The organism is Salmonella sp. SA15303, from assembly GCF_029962125.1.
GTDB classification, from domain to species: Bacteria; Pseudomonadota; Gammaproteobacteria; order Enterobacterales; family Enterobacteriaceae; genus Salmonella; species Salmonella enterica.
In genome coordinates this window covers 4430818-4447449 of sequence record NZ_CP123924.1, presented here as the reverse complement: position 1 = coordinate 4447449, position 16632 = coordinate 4430818, and the positions used below count along the sequence as shown (strand labels likewise).

Below are 16632 nucleotides of genomic sequence, written 5' to 3'. Positions count from 1 at the left end.
GCGTCGTGAAGCGACTCGCACTTATCCTGATTTGCCTGCTATTACAGGCGTGTTCGGCCACCACCAAAGGCCTGGGCGATTCACTGTGGGACAGTTTATTCGGTACGCCAGGCGTACAGTTAACGGATGACGATATTCAAAACATGCCTTATGCCAGCCAGTACATGCAGCTTAACGGCGGTCCTCAACTGTTTGTGGTGCTCGCTTTCTCGGAAAACGGGCAGCAGAAATGGGTGACGCAGGATGGCGCGACGATCGTGACGCAGCATGGCCGTCTGGTCAAAACTCTGCTCAGCGGCGACAACCTGATCGATGTGAATAATCTGGCGGCCGACCCGCTGGCGAAACCAGGACAGATTATCGATGGCGCGACCTGGACTCGCACCCTGGGCTGGACCGAACATCGCCAGGTGCGTTACGCCACCGCCCGCTCCGTTTTTACATGGCGAGGGACCGATAGCGTGAACGTCGGCAGTGAAGAGACCGCCGTGCGGGTGTTAGATGAAGAAGTGACGACCGATCAAACGCGCTGGCGTAATCGCTACTGGGTTGATAGCGAAGGCCAAATTCGCCAGACGGAACAGTATCTGGGCGCGAATTACTTTCCGGTGAAAACCACGCTGATTAAGGCGGCAAAATCATGATGAAAAGGACGATAAGCGCGCTGGCGCTGGCCTTTATCGCGTCATCCGCCTTTGCCAGCGGCACTGTTACCGTTTTTACCCAAGGTAATAGCGAGCCTAAAACGCTGACAGACGCTGAGCGTCTGCTCGATTTAGTCGGACAGCCGCGCCTGGCAACGAGCTGGTGGCCTGCGGCGGTGATAGGCGAAGAACAGGCGACCGTGACGGCGCGTCAACAGCAGCAGGAACTTCTCGGGCGACTGGCGGCGCTCAGCGCTGAGGAAGATGGCGATGCGGCGGCGATAAACACACTGCGCCGACAGATTCAGGCGGTGAAGGTGACGGGCAGACAATTAGTGAACCTTGATCCTGACGTGGTTCGGGTGAGCGAACGAGGTAACCCGCCGCTGCAAGGTCACTACACGCTCTGGGTCGGGCCGCAACCCACGCAGGTGACGCTCTTTGGCTTGATTAGCCAGCCGGGCAGCCAGCCGTTCGTCCCTGGGCGGGACGTCGCCAGTTATCTTGAGGGTCAGCGCTTACTCAGCGGCGCGGATCGTAGCTATGCCTGGGTGGTTTACCCTGATGGACGCAGCCAAAAAGCGCCGGTGGCTTACTGGAATAAGCGTCATATCGAGCCGATGCCCGGCAGCATTATTTTTGTCGGTTTTGCCGATTCCCTTTGGCGCGGCACGCCGGAGGCGATGAATGCCGACATTCTTCATACCCTGACGCAGCGGATACCGGAATAATGAAAAAAACACATCTGCTCAGCGTGCTGGCGCTGGGTATTAGCGCGGCCTGCCATGCCGAAACATATCCAGCCCCTGTTGGACCTTCACAATCTGACTTTGGCGGCGTGGGCCTGCTGCAAACGCCGACAGCGCGTATGGCGCGTGAAGGGGAGATGAGTCTGAACTATCGCGATAACGATCAGTACCGCTACTACTCGGCTTCGGTTCAGCTTTTCCCGTGGCTGGAAACCACGTTGCGCTATACCGATGTCCGTACGAAAAAGTACAGCAGCGTGGAATCATTCTCCGGTGACCAGACTTACAAAGATAAAGCGTTTGATGTGAAACTGCGGTTGTGGGAAGAGAGTTACTGGATGCCGCAGGTGGCGGTTGGCGCGCGCGATATCGGCGGGACGGGGCTGTTTGATGCGGAATATATTGTAGCGAGTAAGGCCTGGGGGCCATTTGATTTTTCATTAGGTCTCGGCTGGGGCTATCTTGGCACCAGCGGCAATGTGTCTAATCCTTTCTGTTCGTATAGTGATAAATTCTGTTCGCGTGATAACAGTTATAAAGAGGCAGGTTCCGTCGACGGTAGCGATATGTTTCACGGCCCGGCTTCGCTGTTTGGCGGCGTGGAATACCAGACCCCGTGGCAACCGCTACGCCTGAAGCTGGAGTATGAAGGCAATAACTATCAGCAGGATTTTGCGGGTAAACTGGAACAGAAGAGCAAGTTTAACGTCGGCGCCATTTACCGCGTCACCGATTGGGCCGACGTTAACCTCAGCTACGAGCGCGGCAACACCTTTATGTTTGGCGTTACGCTGCGCACCAATTTCAACGATTTACGTCCCGCGTATCATGACAATTCACACCCGCAATACCGACCACAGCCGCAGGATGCCATCCTGCAACATTCGGTAGTGGCTAATCAATTAACGTTATTGAAATATAATGCCGGTCTGGCGGACCCGAAAATCCAGGTCAAAGGCGATACGCTATACGTTACCGGCGAACAGGTGAAGTACCGCGACTCCCGTGAAGGGATCGTGCGCGCTAACCGGATCGTCATGAACGATCTGCCGGAGGGGATCCGCACGATCCGCGTGACGGAAAACCGCCTTAATCTGCCGCAGGTCACCACTGAAACCGATGTCGCCAGCCTGAAACGCCATCTGGAAGGCGAACCGCTGGGACATGAAACCCCGCTGGCGCAAAAACGCGTGGAGCCGATCGTGCCAGAGAGTACTGAACAGGGTTGGTATATCGACAAGTCGCGCGTTGATTTTCATCTTGATCCCGTGCTGAATCAGTCGGTAGGCGGCCCGGAAAACTTCTATATGTATCAGCTGGGCGTAATGGGAACTGCGGATCTGTGGGTCACAGATCATCTGCTCACCACGGGCAGCGTGTTTGCCAATATCGCCAACAACTACGACAAATTTAACTACACCAATCCGCCGAAGGACTCGCATCTGCCGCGGGTGCGTACGCATGTCCGTGAGTATGTGCAGAATGATGTTTATGTGAATAACCTACAGGCCAACTATTTCCAGTATTTTGGCAATGGTTTCTATGGGCAGGTCTACGGCGGTTATCTGGAGACCATGTTTGGCGGTGCCGGGGCGGAAGTCCTGTATCGCCCGGTAGACAGCAATTGGGCGTTTGGTCTGGATGCCAACTACGTGAAACAGCGTGACTGGCGTAGCGCGCAGGATATGATGAAGTTTACCGATTACAGCGTGAAGACCGGACATTTGACCGCATACTGGACGCCGTCGTTCGCCCAGGATGTGCTGGTGAAAGCCAGCGTTGGTCAGTATCTGGCGGGCGATAAAGGCGGTACGCTGGAGATCGCCAAACGCTTCGATAGCGGCGTCGTTGTCGGCGGTTACGCGACGATTACCGATGCGTCGCCGGATGAATATGGGGAAGGGGATTTTACCAAAGGCGTATATGTTTCCGTGCCGCTGGATATCTTCTCGTCCGGCCCAACCCGAAGTCGCGCGGCAATTGGCTGGACGCCGCTGACGCGTGACGGTGGTCAACAGCTTGGCCGTAAGTTTGGCCTGTATGATATGACCAGTGACAGGAGCGTAAATTTCCGTTAATACTCAGGCCGGATAAGGCGTTTACGGCGCTATCCGGCAAATTATCTTATTGAACAAAATATAAACATAAATAAAAAATATAGATGCCCGTCACATTTGTGCGTTATACAGAAACCTCGCCGCAGAGAAAGAGGGGGCTGTTATGATGCCATTATCGCGCTCACGTCTTGAGTTTATCGCCACGATTTTACAAAACGTACTAAATTTGGGGCTGCTTACCCTCGGTCTGATCCTGGTCGTTTTTCTCGGTAAAGAGACGGTTCATCTGGCGGATGCATTATTCGCGCCTGAGCAAGCCAGCAAATATGAACTGGTGGAAGGGCTGGTGATCTACTTTCTTTATTTCGAATTTATTGCGCTGATTGTGAAGTACTTTAAGTCTGGCCTTCACTTTCCGCTGCGCTATTTCGTGTACATTGGGATCACGGCGATTGTGCGTCTGATCATTGTCGATCATAAAACGCCAATGGATGTATTACTCTATTCGGCGGCGATCCTCCTGTTGGTTATCACGTTGTGGTTATGTAATTCGAACCGACTACGGCGAGAATAGGCGTCGCCACACCGTAACGGACGTATGGCGTGGCAATAAATTAGCCGCTGTCTATAACGCATAAAAAAAGCGCTCCGAAGAGCGCCAAAATACGACCATAAGTGGGGATAACATAACTTGAGGGCAGTGGCATTGCCCGTTGCCGGGCAGGTACTTCGATAAAACTTAACCTTTCACACCCCCTGCCGTCAGGCCGTTGACCAGCCAACGTTGCGCCAACAGGAACACCAGGGTGATAGGAATAGCTGAAAGGACGGCGGCGGCGGCAAAGTCGCCCCACAGGTAGTTTTGCGGGTTGAGATATTGCTGCATACCCACGGCCAGCGTATAGCTGTCCACATCGCGCAGTAACAACGAGGCGACCGGAACTTCGGTAATCGCTGCGATGAACGACAGAATAAACACCACCGCCAGAATCGGTACGGAAAGCGGCAGCAGCACCAGGCGAAACGCCTGCCACGGGGTTGCGCCATCCAGCGCGGCGGCCTCTTCCAGCGAACTGTCGATAGTTTCGAAGTAGCCTTTAATCGTCCAAACATGCAGCGCGATGCCGCCAAGATAGGCGAAGATCACGCCGCCATGCGTATTCAGACCGATAAATGGAATGTATTGTCCCAGGCGATCAAATAACGCATACAGCGCTACCAGAGACAAAACCGCCGGAAACATCTGGAAAATCAGCATCCCTTTGAGCAGTGTTGCTTTACCTGGAAAACGCATTCGTGCGAAAGCGTAGGCGCAGGTGGTGGAGAGCGCCACGATGCCGATGGCGGTAATACCGGCGATTTTCACCGAGTTCCACAGCCACAGCAGGACCGGGAAGGGAGGCGGCGTTACCCGACCATCCGCATGTTCCACGCTGAAACCCAGCGCCAGCCGCCAGTGTTCCCAGGAGATTTTATCCGGGATCAGGCTTCCGGTGGCGAAGTTCCCTTCACGTAGCGAGATAGCGATGACCATCAGCAGCGGGAACATAATCGCTGCGATGAAAATCAGCAGCCCCAGGTGCGTGATGAGGAGACGCAGTTTCTGAGATTTGGGTTGGACCATAGCCATTGTTATTATCTCCCTTAATCAAACTTCATACGCGTGGCTTTCAGGTTCACTATTGCCAGCGCGCCTACCAGCAGGAAGATCAGCGTGGCAATGGCCGCCGCCAGACCGAAGTCCTGACCGCCGCCGCCTTCAAAGGCGATACGGTAGGTGTAGCTGACGAGTAGATCGGTATAACCGGCAGGCGTGGTGGTGCCGAGACGGTCTGGCCCGCCGTTGGTCAATAACTGAATCAGGACAAAGTTATTAAAGTTAAAGGCGAAGCTGGCGATCATCAGCGGCGTTAGCGGCTTAATCAGCAGCGGTAAGGTGATCTTAAAGAAATTCTGAAATGGACCGGCGCCGTCCATTGCGGAGGCTTCGTACAGGTCATCCGGAATCGCTTTCAGCAGTCCCATGCACAGGATCATCATGTAGGGATAGCCCAGCCAGGTATTCACGATAATCACCATTGCCCGCGCGGTGTTGGGGTCGCTGAACCAGGCAGGTTTAATGCCGAACAGCGCGCTCAGCATCATATTGATTTCACCAAAGCTTTGGTTGAATAACCCTTTGAAAATCAAAATTGAAATAAACGACGGTACGGCGTAGGGCAGAATCAGCAGGACGCGGTAGATAGCTTTACCTTTCAGCGCTTCCCACTGTACGAGGCAGGCCAATACCATCCCAACCGCCACGGTTAACACCACAGTGAGGACCGAAAAGACCACGGTCCAGACGAAGATAGCGAAAAAGGGCTTCTGGATCCCTTCGTCGGTAAAGACGCGCGTAAAGTTTTTCGCGCCGATAGTAACGGTATAACCAGGACTGAGTTTTTCATCACCCCAGCTTCCGTCGGCGTTGATCGACTGATAATAACCGCTATCGTTGTTTGGCCGGTATTTTACGCCGCTCTGGTTATTGGTCAGCAGGCCGTCATCAGCCAGTGTGTACAGCGGACGGGTACCGGAAAACTGACGCAGCGAGCTCATAATCACTTTACTTTCATCCGGCAGGACGGCGGTTATCTGGTTCAACGCCAGACGGTTCTGGGTGATTATTCGCAGATTGGCGCGTTCGCCGCCCGGCAGGGCATCAGTCTCTTTCAGCTGTAATTTTTGTTCGCCGCCGAAGGAAAATGCGTCAGACAGGTAATGTTTGCCCGTTTCTCCGTCGGTGAGGGCCAGTTGCCACTCGTCGCCGGTCGGGTAAAGACCGAAGTTATAGGTTTTTCCTGCCTGATAAGAACGGTCCATCAGCACTTGCTGGGCGCGTTCAAAGGTGAGCTGGTTGGTGCTGCTGTAGTTAGTAAAGGCGATAGCGATGGTGCACACCAGCGGGAATAGCACAAACAGCCCCATGCCGGCGAGGCCAGGGTAAACGTAGCGCCAGGCGTAGGTTTTACGATTTGCGAAAATATACAGGCCAGCAGAGCTTAAAATCAGCGTCATGATGGCGAACAGATACTCCCCTTGTACGTACATTAAAACTACAAGGTAACCCACCAGCAGGCCCAGCAGACCAATTACTGACCATTTAAGCTGGTCGCTTTGCCACCAGTGTTTCTTTTTAATGACATCCATGGGGGTTTTCCTCTACAGCGTTGAAACTTCCTGGCCGGAGATGTGCCTGATGGCGCTGCGCTTATCAGGCCTACGGTGTGTTGTAGGCCGGATAAGGCATTTATGCCGCCATCCGGCACAGGCTCACGGCATTACTTAGTGATACGGCTTTGTGCATCTTTCAGCGCGGCATCCACGGTTTGACGGCCGCTGGCGGCGTTGATCACAGCCGTACGTACCGCATACCAGAAGGCGGACATCTGCGGAATATTCGGCATGATCTCGCCTTTCTGGGCGTTATCCATGGTGGCGGCGATACGGGGGTCTTTCGCTAACTGCTCCTGGAAAGATTTCAGCGCCACGGCGCCCAGCGGTTTATCTTTGTTCACCGCTTCCAGACCCTGATCGGTCAGCAGGTAGTTTTCGAGGAACTCTTTCGCCAGCTCTTTATTCGGGCTGGCAGCGTTAATCCCCGCGCTCAGCACGCCGACGAACGGTTTCGAGGGTTTACCTTTGAAGGTCGGCAGCAGGGTGACACCGTAGTTGACTTTGCTCTTGTCGATGTTCGACCATGCCCACGGACCGTTGATGGTCATTGCCGTTTCGCCTTTATTGAAGGCTGCTTCGGCGATGGAGTAATCGGTATCGGCGCTCATATTTTTGTTCTTGATCATATCGATCAGGAAAGTCAGGCCCGCTTTCGCGCCGGCGTTGTCGACGCCAACGTCTTTCACGTCATACTTGCCGTTTTCAAATTTGAACGCGTAACCGCCGTCAGCGGCGATCAAAGGCCAGGTGAAATACGGCTCTTGCAGGTTGAACATTATCGCCGACTTCCCTTTCGCTTTTAGCTCTTTATCCAGCGCCGGGATCTCTTCCCAGGTTTTCGGCGGGTTCGGGACGAGGTCTTTGTTATAAATCAGGGAGAGGGCTTCAACGGCGATGGGGTAGGCGATCAGCTTGCCGTTATAACGTACCGCATCCCAGGTGAACGGATAGAGTTTGTCCTGAAACGCTTTATCCGGAGTGACCTCCGCCAGCAGACCAGACTGCGCGTAGCCGCCAAAACGGTCGTGCGCCCAGAAGATAATGTCAGGACCGTCGCCGGTGGCTGCCACCTGCGGGAATTTCTCTTCCAGCTTATCCGGGTGCTCAACGGTCACTTTAATGCCGGTGTCTTGCTCAAATTTTTTACCGACCTCGGCCAGACCGTTATAACCCTTGTCGCCGTTGATCCAGATAACCAGTTTACCTTCTTCAATTTTGGCGAGAGCCGGGGCGGAAATCATCATCGTCGTAAGTGCGGATAATGCGAGGATGCCTACGCCAGTTTTAATCTTCATATCTCCCATCCTTTTTGGTGATGTACACAGAGGTGGTTTAACGGTCTCTAGTTTCTTTATACGACAACCTCTTTCCATCCTCCCTACCCCTACGCCCCACCCCGACTTTATGTGATCTGTGTTGCATAAATGTGAGTAATGCGTGCTGGCGCACACAAAAACACGCCGATTTTTGCGGGTGGCATCACGAAATTCCTTTTCTGTTCGCGCCCGTGGTCTCAGGCGCTGTGTCCTCATCCTCCCGCCTCCTCCCCCATAAAAAAGCCGGGGGTGGAGGATTTACCCCAGTCAGGGATCGCGCATAGTCAGGCCATCATGAATGTTGCTGTCAATGACAGGTTGTAACGAAGGGAGAAAGGCATGGCGAGCGTACAGCTACGAAATGTAACGAAAGCCTGGGGTGACGTGGTGGTATCGAAAGATATTAACCTCGATATCCATGACGGGGAGTTCGTGGTGTTTGTCGGACCGTCAGGCTGTGGTAAATCGACCTTGCTGCGTATGATCGCCGGGCTTGAAACCATCACCAGTGGCGACCTGTTTATCGGGGAAACCCGTATGAATGATATCCCGCCTGCCGAGCGCGGCGTGGGCATGGTATTCCAGTCTTATGCGCTCTATCCCCATCTCTCCGTTGCAGAAAACATGTCTTTCGGCCTCAAGCTGGCGGGCGCCAAAAAAGAGGTAATGAATCAACGCGTCAACCAGGTGGCGGAAGTGCTGCAACTGGCGCATCTGCTGGAACGTAAGCCAAAAGCGCTTTCCGGCGGTCAGCGTCAGCGCGTAGCGATTGGCCGCACGCTGGTGGCGGAGCCGCGTGTGTTTTTGCTGGATGAACCGCTCTCTAACCTGGACGCCGCGCTGCGCGTGCAGATGCGTATTGAAATTTCTCGCCTGCATAAACGTCTGGGCCGCACGATGATTTACGTCACCCACGATCAGGTCGAGGCGATGACGCTGGCCGACAAAATCGTGGTGCTGGACGCCGGTCGCGTCGCGCAGGTCGGTAAGCCGCTGGAGCTGTACCACTATCCGGCGGACCGCTTTGTCGCGGGCTTTATCGGCTCGCCGAAGATGAACTTCCTGCCGGTGAAAGTGACCGCCACCGCGATTGAACAAGTCCAGGTCGAACTGCCGAATCGCCAGCAAATCTGGCTGCCGGTCGAAAGTCGCGGCGTGCAGGTCGGCGCCAATATGTCTTTAGGCATTCGGCCGGAACACCTGCTGCCGAGCGATATCGCCGATGTCACCCTGGAAGGCGAAGTCCAGGTGGTCGAGCAGTTAGGGCACGAAACACAAATTCATATCCAGATCCCCGCCATCCGTCAAAACCTGGTTTATCGCCAGAATGACGTGGTGTTGGTAGAAGAGGGCGCCACATTCGCTATCGGCCTGCCGCCAGAGCGCTGTCATCTGTTCCGCGAGGATGGCAGCGCATGTCGTCGTCTGCATCAAGAGCCGGGTGTTTAAGGCCTCCATAAAAAAACGAAACGCAAAACCATTCGCAGTTTTAGAAGGTGGCAGCGTTTAAAGAAAAGCAATGATCTCAGGAGATAGAATGATGATTACTCTGCGCAAACTCCCACTGGCGGTTGCTGTCGCAGCGGGCGTAATGTCCGCTCAGGCAATGGCTGTCGATTTCCACGGTTACGCCCGTTCCGGTATTGGCTGGACGGGAAGCGGCGGCGAACAACAGTGTTTCCAGGCAACGGGTGCCCAAAGTAAATACCGTCTTGGTAACGAATGTGAAACCTATGCGGAACTGAAACTGGGCCAGGAAGTGTGGAAAGAGGGCGATAAGAGCTTCTATTTCGACACCAACGTCGCCTATTCGGTTAACCAGCAGAACGACTGGGAATCGACCGATCCCGCCTTCCGCGAAGCGAACGTGCAGGGTAAAAACCTGATTGAATGGCTGCCGGGCTCTACCATCTGGGCCGGTAAGCGCTTCTATCAGCGTCATGACGTACACATGATCGACTTCTACTACTGGGATATTTCAGGTCCTGGCGCGGGTATCGAAAATATCGATCTGGGCTTCGGTAAGCTTTCGCTGGCGGCGACCCGGTCTACTGAAGCGGGCGGCTCTTACACCTTCAGCAGCCAGAATATTTATGATGAAGTAAAAGATACCGCTAACGACGTCTTTGACGTACGTCTGGCTGGTCTGCAAACGAACCCGGACGGCGTACTGGAGCTGGGCGTTGACTACGGTCGCGCCAATACGACCGATGGTTATAAGCTGGCGGATGGGGCATCGAAAGACGGCTGGATGTTCACCGCCGAACACACGCAAAGCATGTTGAAAGGCTATAACAAGTTTGTCGTGCAATATGCCACCGATGCCATGACCACGCAGGGTAAAGGCCAGGCGCGCGGTTCCGACGGTTCTTCATCTTTCACTGAAGAATTGCCTGATGGAACCAAAATTAATTACGCCAATAAGGTCATCAATAATAATGGCAATATGTGGCGTATTTTGGATCATGGCGCCATCTCGCTTGGTGATAAATGGGATTTGATGTACGTCGGTATGTACCAGAATATCGATTGGGATAATAACCTGGGTACTGAGTGGTGGACCGTGGGCGTACGTCCAATGTACAAGTGGACGCCAATCATGAGTACCCTGCTGGAAGTCGGCTACGACAACGTGAAATCTCAGCAGACCGGCGATCGTAACAATCAATATAAAATCACCCTGGCGCAACAGTGGCAGGCGGGCGACAGCATCTGGTCGCGTCCGGCTATCCGTATTTTCGCCACCTACGCGAAATGGGATGAGAAGTGGGGCTATATCAAAGACGGCGATAACATTTCCCGTTATGCCGCAGCGACTAACTCCGGCATTTCCACCAATAGCCGTGGCGATAGCGATGAGTGGACCTTCGGCGCCCAGATGGAAATCTGGTGGTAATACGATGGTCATCTGACGTAACGAGGGGCGCAAGCCCCTCTGAAACATCAGGTCTGATGATGCTTGTAAGCCGAATAAGGCGCCAGCCGCCATTCGGCGATATGTTTGGGTTGGCGCGCTATTGCCTGGCTACCGCTGAACCCGCCTTATTGAGGTGAGAATAATGAAAATGAAGAAAAGTCTCGTCGCCCTCTGTTTAACCGCAGGGCTGTTCGCCAGCGTGCCGGGTATCAGCCTGGCGGAAGTGAACTATGTACCGCAAAATACCAGCGCCGCGCCCGCTATTCCTGCTGCTGCGCTACAGCAATTAACCTGGACGCCTGTAGATCAGTCAAAAACGCAGTCTACCCAACTGGCGACGGGCGGCCAGCGCCTTGACGTCGCCGGCATTACCGGCCCGGTCGCCGCTTATAGCGTTCCGGCGAATATCGGCGAGCTGACATTAACTCTGACCAGCGAGGTCAATAAGCAAGCCAGCGTTTTTGCGCCAAACGTGTTGATTCTTGACCAAAATATGACACCTTCGGCGTTCTTCCCCAGCAGTTACTTTACTTATCAGCAGCCGGGCGTCATGAGCGCAGACCGGCTGGAAGGCGTGATGCGCCTGACGCCTGCGTTGGGGCAGCAGAAACTCTATGTTCTGGTGTTTACGACCGAAAAAGATCTTCAGCAAACTACTACGCTGCTCGATCCGGCAAAAGCCTATGCCAAAGGCGTCGGTAACTCTATCCCGGATATTCCCGATCCAGTTGCTCGCCATACCACTGACGGCGTGGTGAAACTGAAGGTGAAAACCAACAGCAGCTCCAGCGTATTGGTCGGGCCGTTGTTTGGCTCGTCCGGTACCGGGCCGGTAACGGTAGGCAATACCGCCGCGCCGGTCGCTGCGCCAGCGCCAGTCGCGCCGAAGAAAAGCGAACCGATGTTGAACGATACGGAAAGCTACTTTAATAAAGCGATTAAGGATGCCGTAGCGAAAGGCGACGTCGATAAAGCGCTGAAACTGCTTGATGAGGCCGAACGTCTGGGATCGACATCTGCCCGTTCCACCTTTATCAGCAGTGTAAAAGGCAAGGGGTAATTGTTTCCCCACAGTGCTGATTTTGCAGCAACTGGTGCGTCTCCTGGCGCACCTTTTTTTGTCATTTCATGCGAATTGTTATTTTTTTGTTGCGCAACAGATCACTTAATTGTGATTGCGCCCCCCGTAATGTCTTTTCTGAGATACAATGACTTTAGGTTATGAATCGGAGAGTAAGGCATGTCACACCCTGCGTTAACGCGACTGCGTGCGCTGCGCTATTTTGATGCGATTCCTGCGCTTGAACCCCATTTGCTGGACTGGCTGTTGCTGGAAGATTCTATGACTAAACGTTTTGAGCAGCAGGGAAAGCGGGTAAGCGTGACGCTGATTCGGGAAGCGTTTGTCGGCCAAAGTGAGGTCGAGGAAGCATCAGGTTTACTGCCATCAGAATCCCGCTACTGGTTACGTGAGATACTGCTTTGCGCTGACGGCGAGCCTTGGCTTGCCGGACGTACCGTGGTACCGGAATCCACGCTGTGCGGACCTGAACAGGTCTTACAACATCTGGGTAAAACCCCGCTTGGACGTTATCTATTTACATCATCGACACTGACCCGCGATTTTATTGAAATTGGACGCGATGCAACGCTGTGGGGGCGCCGCTCTCGACTGCGGTTGAGCGGAAAACCGCTGTTGCTTACCGAGCTTTTTTTACCTGCATCGCCGCTGTACTGAGAGGAAGATAAAGATGGAGTGGAGTCTGACGCAGAGTAAGCTGCTGGCGTTTCACCGTTTGATGCGTACAGATAAGCCTATTGGCGCGTTGCTGCTGCTCTGGCCGACGCTTTGGGCGCTATGGGTGGCGACGCCGGGTATGCCTCAGCTGTGGATTTTGGCAGTTTTTGTCGCTGGCGTGTGGTTAATGCGCGCGGCGGGCTGCGTGGTGAATGATTATGCCGATCGTAAATTTGACGGACATGTAAAACGTACGGTCAACCGACCTTTACCCAGCGGCGCCGTGACAGAGAAAGAAGCGCGCAACCTGTTTGTGGTGCTGGTGCTGCTGGCGTTTCTGTTGGTGCTGACGCTGAACGCCATGACGATTCTGCTTTCCGTGGCGGCGCTGGCGTTGGCCTGGGTTTATCCCTTTATGAAACGCTACACCCACCTGCCGCAGGTCGTGCTGGGGGCCGCTTTCGGCTGGTCAATCCCCATGGCGTTCGCCGCGGTGAGCGAATCCCTGCCGTTGAGCTGCTGGCTGATGTTCCTCGCCAATATTCTCTGGGCGGTGGCTTACGATACGCAATATGCGATGGTCGACAGAGATGATGATATCAAGATAGGCATTAAATCGACGGCGATCCTGTTTGGTCGTTATGACACATTGATTATCGGGATTCTGCAGCTTGGCGTCATGGCGTTAATGGCGCTGATCGGCTGGTTGAATGGTCTGGGATGGGGATATTACTGGGCTGTGCTGGTGGCGGGCGCGCTGTTTGTCTACCAGCAAAAACTGATTGCGAACCGTGAGCGTGAAGCCTGCTTTAAAGCCTTTATGAACAATAACTACGTTGGCCTGGTGCTATTTTTAGGGCTGGCGATGAGTTACTGGCACTTCTGATGTCATGCCGGGCGGACCCGGCCTACAAAGCCAAAATTTTCAATACGTCATATCAGTTGCCCGATAAGCTTACGCCATCGGGCATTTCAGGCACTGGCTTACTCGCCCTGCGTCGCGCTTTCAATCGTCAGACGGACATCAGAGGTAATCAGATCGGCAAGCATCTGATATATCTTCATCGTTTCTGCCGGTTCGGCATCGCCCGTATCACTGATATAACCCTCATCCCGTAGCGTCAACACGAGTGAACTGAACACCGCTTTGTCGAAAAACTCCGGCGCGTTAATGCCGTGCAGGACAGACAGACGTTGCGCCACGGTACGGCTTTCTTTCTCCAGCGTACTGCGGTTGATGGACGGATTGGCGCTCAACAGCCAGAACGTAATGGCATAACGCTGTAGCGTTTCGCGCGCGCCTGCCGCCAGCAGTTGCAGCGTACGGGAATGCGTCGGGTTGATATGCAGTTCATCATCCTGCAGGGTAATTAGCCCCTGACGCTGCATTTCACTGGCCAGCGCGTCAATGACCGAGGCTAACTCCTCGCGCTCCCAGCGCAGGAACAGCTCCGCTTTTAACATCGGATAGAGCGCTTCAACATGCTGCTGCAACGCATCACGCGAAATGCGACGATGCTGGGTGATAATCGCCGCCATCAGCGAAGGCATAATCAACATATGCGCGATATTGTTACGATAGTAGGTCATCAACACCGCCTGCTCGCGCGGCAGAATGATGATATCGCCAATGGTGTCTTTCTCGACCTCAAACTTATTCATCTGCAGCGCGTGAGCGATAAGCTCGCCAGCGCTGGCGGCAGGAACGGTTGAGTCTGTGGAATAAGGGACATTGCGCATCAGATCGAGATAGCAATCAAGCTGCTCGGTGAGCTGCTCGCGGGTGAGCGAGCGCTGACGCGACGCTAACAGCGCGGTACAACACAGGTTCATCGCGTTTGCCGCGCCAGCGTTGTTAATACGCACCATCAGATCGGCGGCGATACTATTTACCGTCGGCGTCAGCCAGGCTGGGCGTATGGCCTCTATAGGGTCGATAGATTCGCGCCACTCCGGCACATGCTGGTTCAGGTACGTCATGAGCGGCATCGGTTCGCCAAAGTTAACGTAGCCCTGACCCAGATTGCGCAGCTTGCTCAAGCCTTTCAGCATCTGCGGCAGACTCTCTTTCTCTTTTGTCGCGCCGCGCAGCTCTTTCGCATAGGTGCCCACTTCCATGACGTGCTCATAGCCGATGTAAATAGGCACTAACGTAATTGGACGGGTACCGCCGCGCAGCATCGCCTGGATAGTCATCGACAGGGTGCCGGTTTTCGGATCTAACAAACGTCCGGTACGCGAACGTCCTCCTTCGACAAAATACTCAACCGAGTAACCGCGGCTGAACAGCTCGCCCAGGTATTCGCGAAAGACGGTGGAATAGAGTTTATTCCCCTTAAAGGTGCGACGAATAAAGAACGCGCCCAGACGACGGAAAATCGGGCCAGCGGGCCAGAAATTAAGGTTAATACCGGCGGCAATGTGCGGCGGAACCAGCCCCTGATGGTACAGCACATAAGAAAGGAGCAAATAGTCCATATGGCTGCGGTGACAGGGCACATAGACGATTTCATGCCCGTCGTGCGCCAGTTGGCGTACGCGCTCGGCGTTATGCACGTTAATTCCCTGGTAAAGACGGTTCCAGGTAAACCCCAAAATCCTGTCGGTCAAACGAATCATCTCGTAAGAGAAGTTCGCCGCGATCTCTTCCATCAGCGCAATGGCGTTTTGCTGCGCTTTTTCATGAGAGATTTTCTTACTGCGCGCTTCGTCTTCTACCGCGCGGGCGATCGCTTTCGAGGCCAGCAGTTTGTTAAACAGATCCTGACGGGCGGGCAGGCGTGGGCCAACCGCCGCCAGGCGCTGGCGAGCAAAGTGCATACGCGCCACGCGAGCCAGCTTCTGCGCGATGATTTTATCGGTGCCGTGTTCATCAGCCATGCGACGCAATGAGACGGACGGCGAGAATCGGACAAAGCTATCGCGACCCAGCCAGGAGATGGCAAAGAATTTCTGTACGCCGTTCAGCATACGTAAAGGCGGGTTATCTTCTCCCTTTTCACGACCCGGCGCGCGGCCAAACATCACGGAAACGGGCACCATCTGCACGTCCAAAGCCGGATTACTCCGATGCAGATCGAGATAATCGTGAAAAAGTTTCACCGACTCTTCTTTTGGCGTGTAATAGGTAAAGACACGCGGTCCGCCGTGAATAAATACATAGCGTGGCAACAGCGCGCCGTCGATCTCCAGCGGCTCCAGCGGATCCGGGAGATCGTGCGCCAGACATTGCGCCCGCAGCGTCAGTAAGTCCGCTTTTGAGTTGTATGGCAAGACATACATAATGGGGCGAGAAGTATCGAGCCCCAATTCCTGGGCGGGTTCCGCCGGAATAGACTTGCTTTTTACCAGTATGCTTAATGGTAAATTCAGTAATTTGTAGTAAATTCGTGGCCAGCCGGACATAAACGATGTAAAGCCTCTGGTTAATAATGCAAATGCGGTGCAAGGATATCAGAAAGTTTAGCGAATTTCTGTTGTATCCCGTCATACTTCGCGCTGCGTTACGGCAGTCCGAATCGTGCAGGGCAACCGTATAATGTCATTGACGTTAATAATGTAAAAAGGTTCTTTTGATGGCCAATAATACCACTGGATTCACCAGAATTATCAAAGCGGCAGGATATTCCTGGAAAGGATTTCGCGCCGCATGGACTCACGAAGCGGCGTTTCGCCAGGAAAGTATCGCGGTATTGCTGGGCGTCATCATCGCCTGCTGGCTGGATGTGGATGCGATTACCCGTGTGTTATTGATAGGTTCCGTTTTACTTATCATGATTGTTGAAATCCTCAACAGCGCTATTGAAGCGGTCGTGGACCGCATCGGTTCTGAATACCATGAGCTTTCCGGCCGTGCGAAAGATATGGGATCGGCTGCGGTGCTACTGTCTATTTTCGTTGCCCTGATGACCTGGGGCATCCTGTTATGGTCACATTTTCGATAAAGGTTCCAAATTTTATAAATCTCTTGTTTTTTGCGCCGTTTGTGGTTCCAA

General features: G+C 53.9%; 14 protein-coding genes and 1 pseudogene. 11 read left to right on the top strand and 4 right to left on the bottom strand.

Features of this window, described 5'->3' with window-relative positions; genetic code table 11:
• Positions 1 to 5: 5 nt before the first annotated feature.
• From QEN31_RS21720 to psiE, 4 genes are all read left to right on the top strand, one after another.
• Entirely contained in the window at positions 6 to 644 is a 639-nt protein-coding gene (locus QEN31_RS21720) for a YjbF family lipoprotein (RefSeq protein ID WP_000824806.1), read from the top strand.
• Positions 641 to 1375: a capsule biosynthesis GfcC family protein gene (locus QEN31_RS21715; protein ID WP_023226541.1), complete on the top strand. Its 735-nt coding sequence runs from the start codon at positions 641 to 643 to the stop codon at positions 1373 to 1375. Before QEN31_RS21720 ends, QEN31_RS21715 begins: the two co-directional genes overlap by 4 nt.
• Positions 1375 to 3471 carry a YjbH domain-containing protein gene (locus tag QEN31_RS21710; RefSeq protein ID WP_023237615.1) on the top strand — a complete coding sequence of 699 codons (2097 nt, stop codon included), beginning with the start codon at positions 1375 to 1377 and terminating at the stop codon, positions 3469 to 3471. The genes QEN31_RS21715 and QEN31_RS21710 overlap by 1 nt, the downstream gene beginning before the upstream one ends.
• Positions 3472 to 3613: 142 nt before the next feature.
• Complete coding sequence (gene psiE, locus QEN31_RS21705; protein ID WP_000982749.1) at positions 3614 to 4024, top strand: phosphate-starvation-inducible protein PsiE; 411 nt, start codon at positions 3614 to 3616, stop codon at positions 4022 to 4024.
• Positions 4025 to 4189: 165 nt separating this feature from the next.
• Here the strand turns inward: psiE and malG are convergent, their stop codons facing one another.
• Together malG and malF are read right to left on the bottom strand one after the other, a co-directional pair.
• Positions 4190 to 5080: a maltose ABC transporter permease MalG gene (malG, locus tag QEN31_RS21700; protein ID WP_001252085.1), complete on the bottom strand. Its 891-nt coding sequence runs from the start codon at positions 5078 to 5080 to the stop codon at positions 4190 to 4192.
• A gap of 14 nt (positions 5081 to 5094) precedes the next feature.
• Positions 5095 to 6639, bottom strand: coding sequence for a maltose ABC transporter permease MalF (gene malF, locus QEN31_RS21695; RefSeq protein ID WP_000382573.1), 1545 nt, complete (start codon positions 6637 to 6639; stop codon positions 5095 to 5097).
• A 42-nt stretch (positions 6640 to 6681) separates the two neighbouring features.
• On the opposite strand from malF, the pseudogene QEN31_RS25495 reads away from it, so the two are divergent.
• Positions 6682 to 6822, top strand: a pseudogene (locus tag QEN31_RS25495) (hypothetical protein); the annotation flags it as partial.
• On the opposite strand, the gene malE reads toward QEN31_RS25495, so the two are convergent.
• Entirely contained in the window at positions 6771 to 7961 is a 1191-nt protein-coding gene (gene malE, locus QEN31_RS21690) for a maltose/maltodextrin ABC transporter substrate-binding protein MalE (RefSeq protein ID WP_000695415.1), read from the bottom strand. The pseudogene QEN31_RS25495 and the gene malE overlap by 52 nt on opposite strands.
• 360 nt (positions 7962 to 8321) lie before the next feature.
• Here malE and malK point away from each other — a divergent pair, with 360 nt between their 5' ends.
• From malK to ubiA, 5 genes are all read left to right on the top strand, one after another.
• Positions 8322 to 9431 carry a maltose/maltodextrin ABC transporter ATP-binding protein MalK gene (malK, locus tag QEN31_RS21685; RefSeq protein ID WP_000179176.1) on the top strand — a complete coding sequence of 370 codons (1110 nt, stop codon included), beginning with the start codon at positions 8322 to 8324 and terminating at the stop codon, positions 9429 to 9431.
• Between the two features lie 88 nt (positions 9432 to 9519).
• Positions 9520 to 10878, top strand: coding sequence for a maltoporin (locus QEN31_RS21680; RefSeq protein ID WP_000973644.1), 1359 nt, complete (start codon positions 9520 to 9522; stop codon positions 10876 to 10878).
• A gap of 163 nt (positions 10879 to 11041) precedes the next feature.
• Positions 11042 to 11959, top strand: coding sequence for a maltose operon protein MalM (malM, locus tag QEN31_RS21675; RefSeq protein WP_000782497.1), 918 nt, complete (start codon positions 11042 to 11044; stop codon positions 11957 to 11959).
• 180 nt (positions 11960 to 12139) lie between these two features.
• Entirely contained in the window at positions 12140 to 12637 is a 498-nt protein-coding gene (ubiC, locus tag QEN31_RS21670; protein WP_000019230.1) for a chorismate lyase, read from the top strand.
• 13 nt (positions 12638 to 12650) lie between these two features.
• Positions 12651 to 13523 (top strand): 4-hydroxybenzoate octaprenyltransferase, encoded by an 873-nt coding sequence (ubiA, locus tag QEN31_RS21665; RefSeq protein WP_000455249.1) that lies wholly within the window; start codon positions 12651 to 12653, stop codon positions 13521 to 13523.
• Between the two features lie 98 nt (positions 13524 to 13621).
• Here the strand turns inward: ubiA and plsB are convergent, their stop codons facing one another.
• The gene (plsB, locus tag QEN31_RS21660) at positions 13622 to 16042 is read right to left on the bottom strand and encodes a glycerol-3-phosphate 1-O-acyltransferase PlsB (protein WP_000017360.1); all 2421 of its coding nucleotides are present in this window, start codon (positions 16040 to 16042) and stop codon (positions 13622 to 13624) included.
• A 170-nt stretch (positions 16043 to 16212) separates the two neighbouring features.
• Between plsB and QEN31_RS21655 the strand changes: the two genes are divergently transcribed.
• Positions 16213 to 16581: a diacylglycerol kinase gene (locus QEN31_RS21655; protein WP_000002900.1), complete on the top strand. Its 369-nt coding sequence runs from the start codon at positions 16213 to 16215 to the stop codon at positions 16579 to 16581.
• Positions 16582 to 16632 lie beyond the last annotated feature (51 nt).

Excerpts from the sequence above, each read along its gene's own strand:
- psiE (WP_000982749.1), top strand. The coding sequence starts at position 3,614 with ATGATGCCATTATCGCGCTCACGTCTTGAGTTTATCGCCACGATTTTA.
- malE (WP_000695415.1), bottom strand. The coding sequence starts at position 7,961 with ATGAAGATTAAAACTGGCGTAGGCATCCTCGCATTATCCGCACTTACG.
- QEN31_RS21680 (WP_000973644.1), top strand. The coding sequence starts at position 9,520 with ATGATGATTACTCTGCGCAAACTCCCACTGGCGGTTGCTGTCGCAGCG.
- malK (WP_000179176.1), top strand. The coding sequence starts at position 8,322 with ATGGCGAGCGTACAGCTACGAAATGTAACGAAAGCCTGGGGTGACGTG.
- plsB (WP_000017360.1), bottom strand. The coding sequence starts at position 16,042 with ATGTCCGGCTGGCCACGAATTTACTACAAATTACTGAATTTACCATTA.
- ubiC (WP_000019230.1), top strand. The coding sequence starts at position 12,140 with ATGTCACACCCTGCGTTAACGCGACTGCGTGCGCTGCGCTATTTTGAT.
- malM (WP_000782497.1), top strand. The coding sequence starts at position 11,042 with ATGAAAATGAAGAAAAGTCTCGTCGCCCTCTGTTTAACCGCAGGGCTG.
- malF (WP_000382573.1), bottom strand. The coding sequence starts at position 6,639 with ATGGATGTCATTAAAAAGAAACACTGGTGGCAAAGCGACCAGCTTAAA.
- malG (WP_001252085.1), bottom strand. The coding sequence starts at position 5,080 with ATGGCTATGGTCCAACCCAAATCTCAGAAACTGCGTCTCCTCATCACG.
- QEN31_RS21715 (WP_023226541.1), top strand. The coding sequence starts at position 641 with ATGATGAAAAGGACGATAAGCGCGCTGGCGCTGGCCTTTATCGCGTCA.
- ubiA (WP_000455249.1), top strand. The coding sequence starts at position 12,651 with ATGGAGTGGAGTCTGACGCAGAGTAAGCTGCTGGCGTTTCACCGTTTG.
- QEN31_RS21655 (WP_000002900.1), top strand. The coding sequence starts at position 16,213 with ATGGCCAATAATACCACTGGATTCACCAGAATTATCAAAGCGGCAGGA.
- QEN31_RS21710 (WP_023237615.1), top strand. The coding sequence starts at position 1,375 with ATGAAAAAAACACATCTGCTCAGCGTGCTGGCGCTGGGTATTAGCGCG.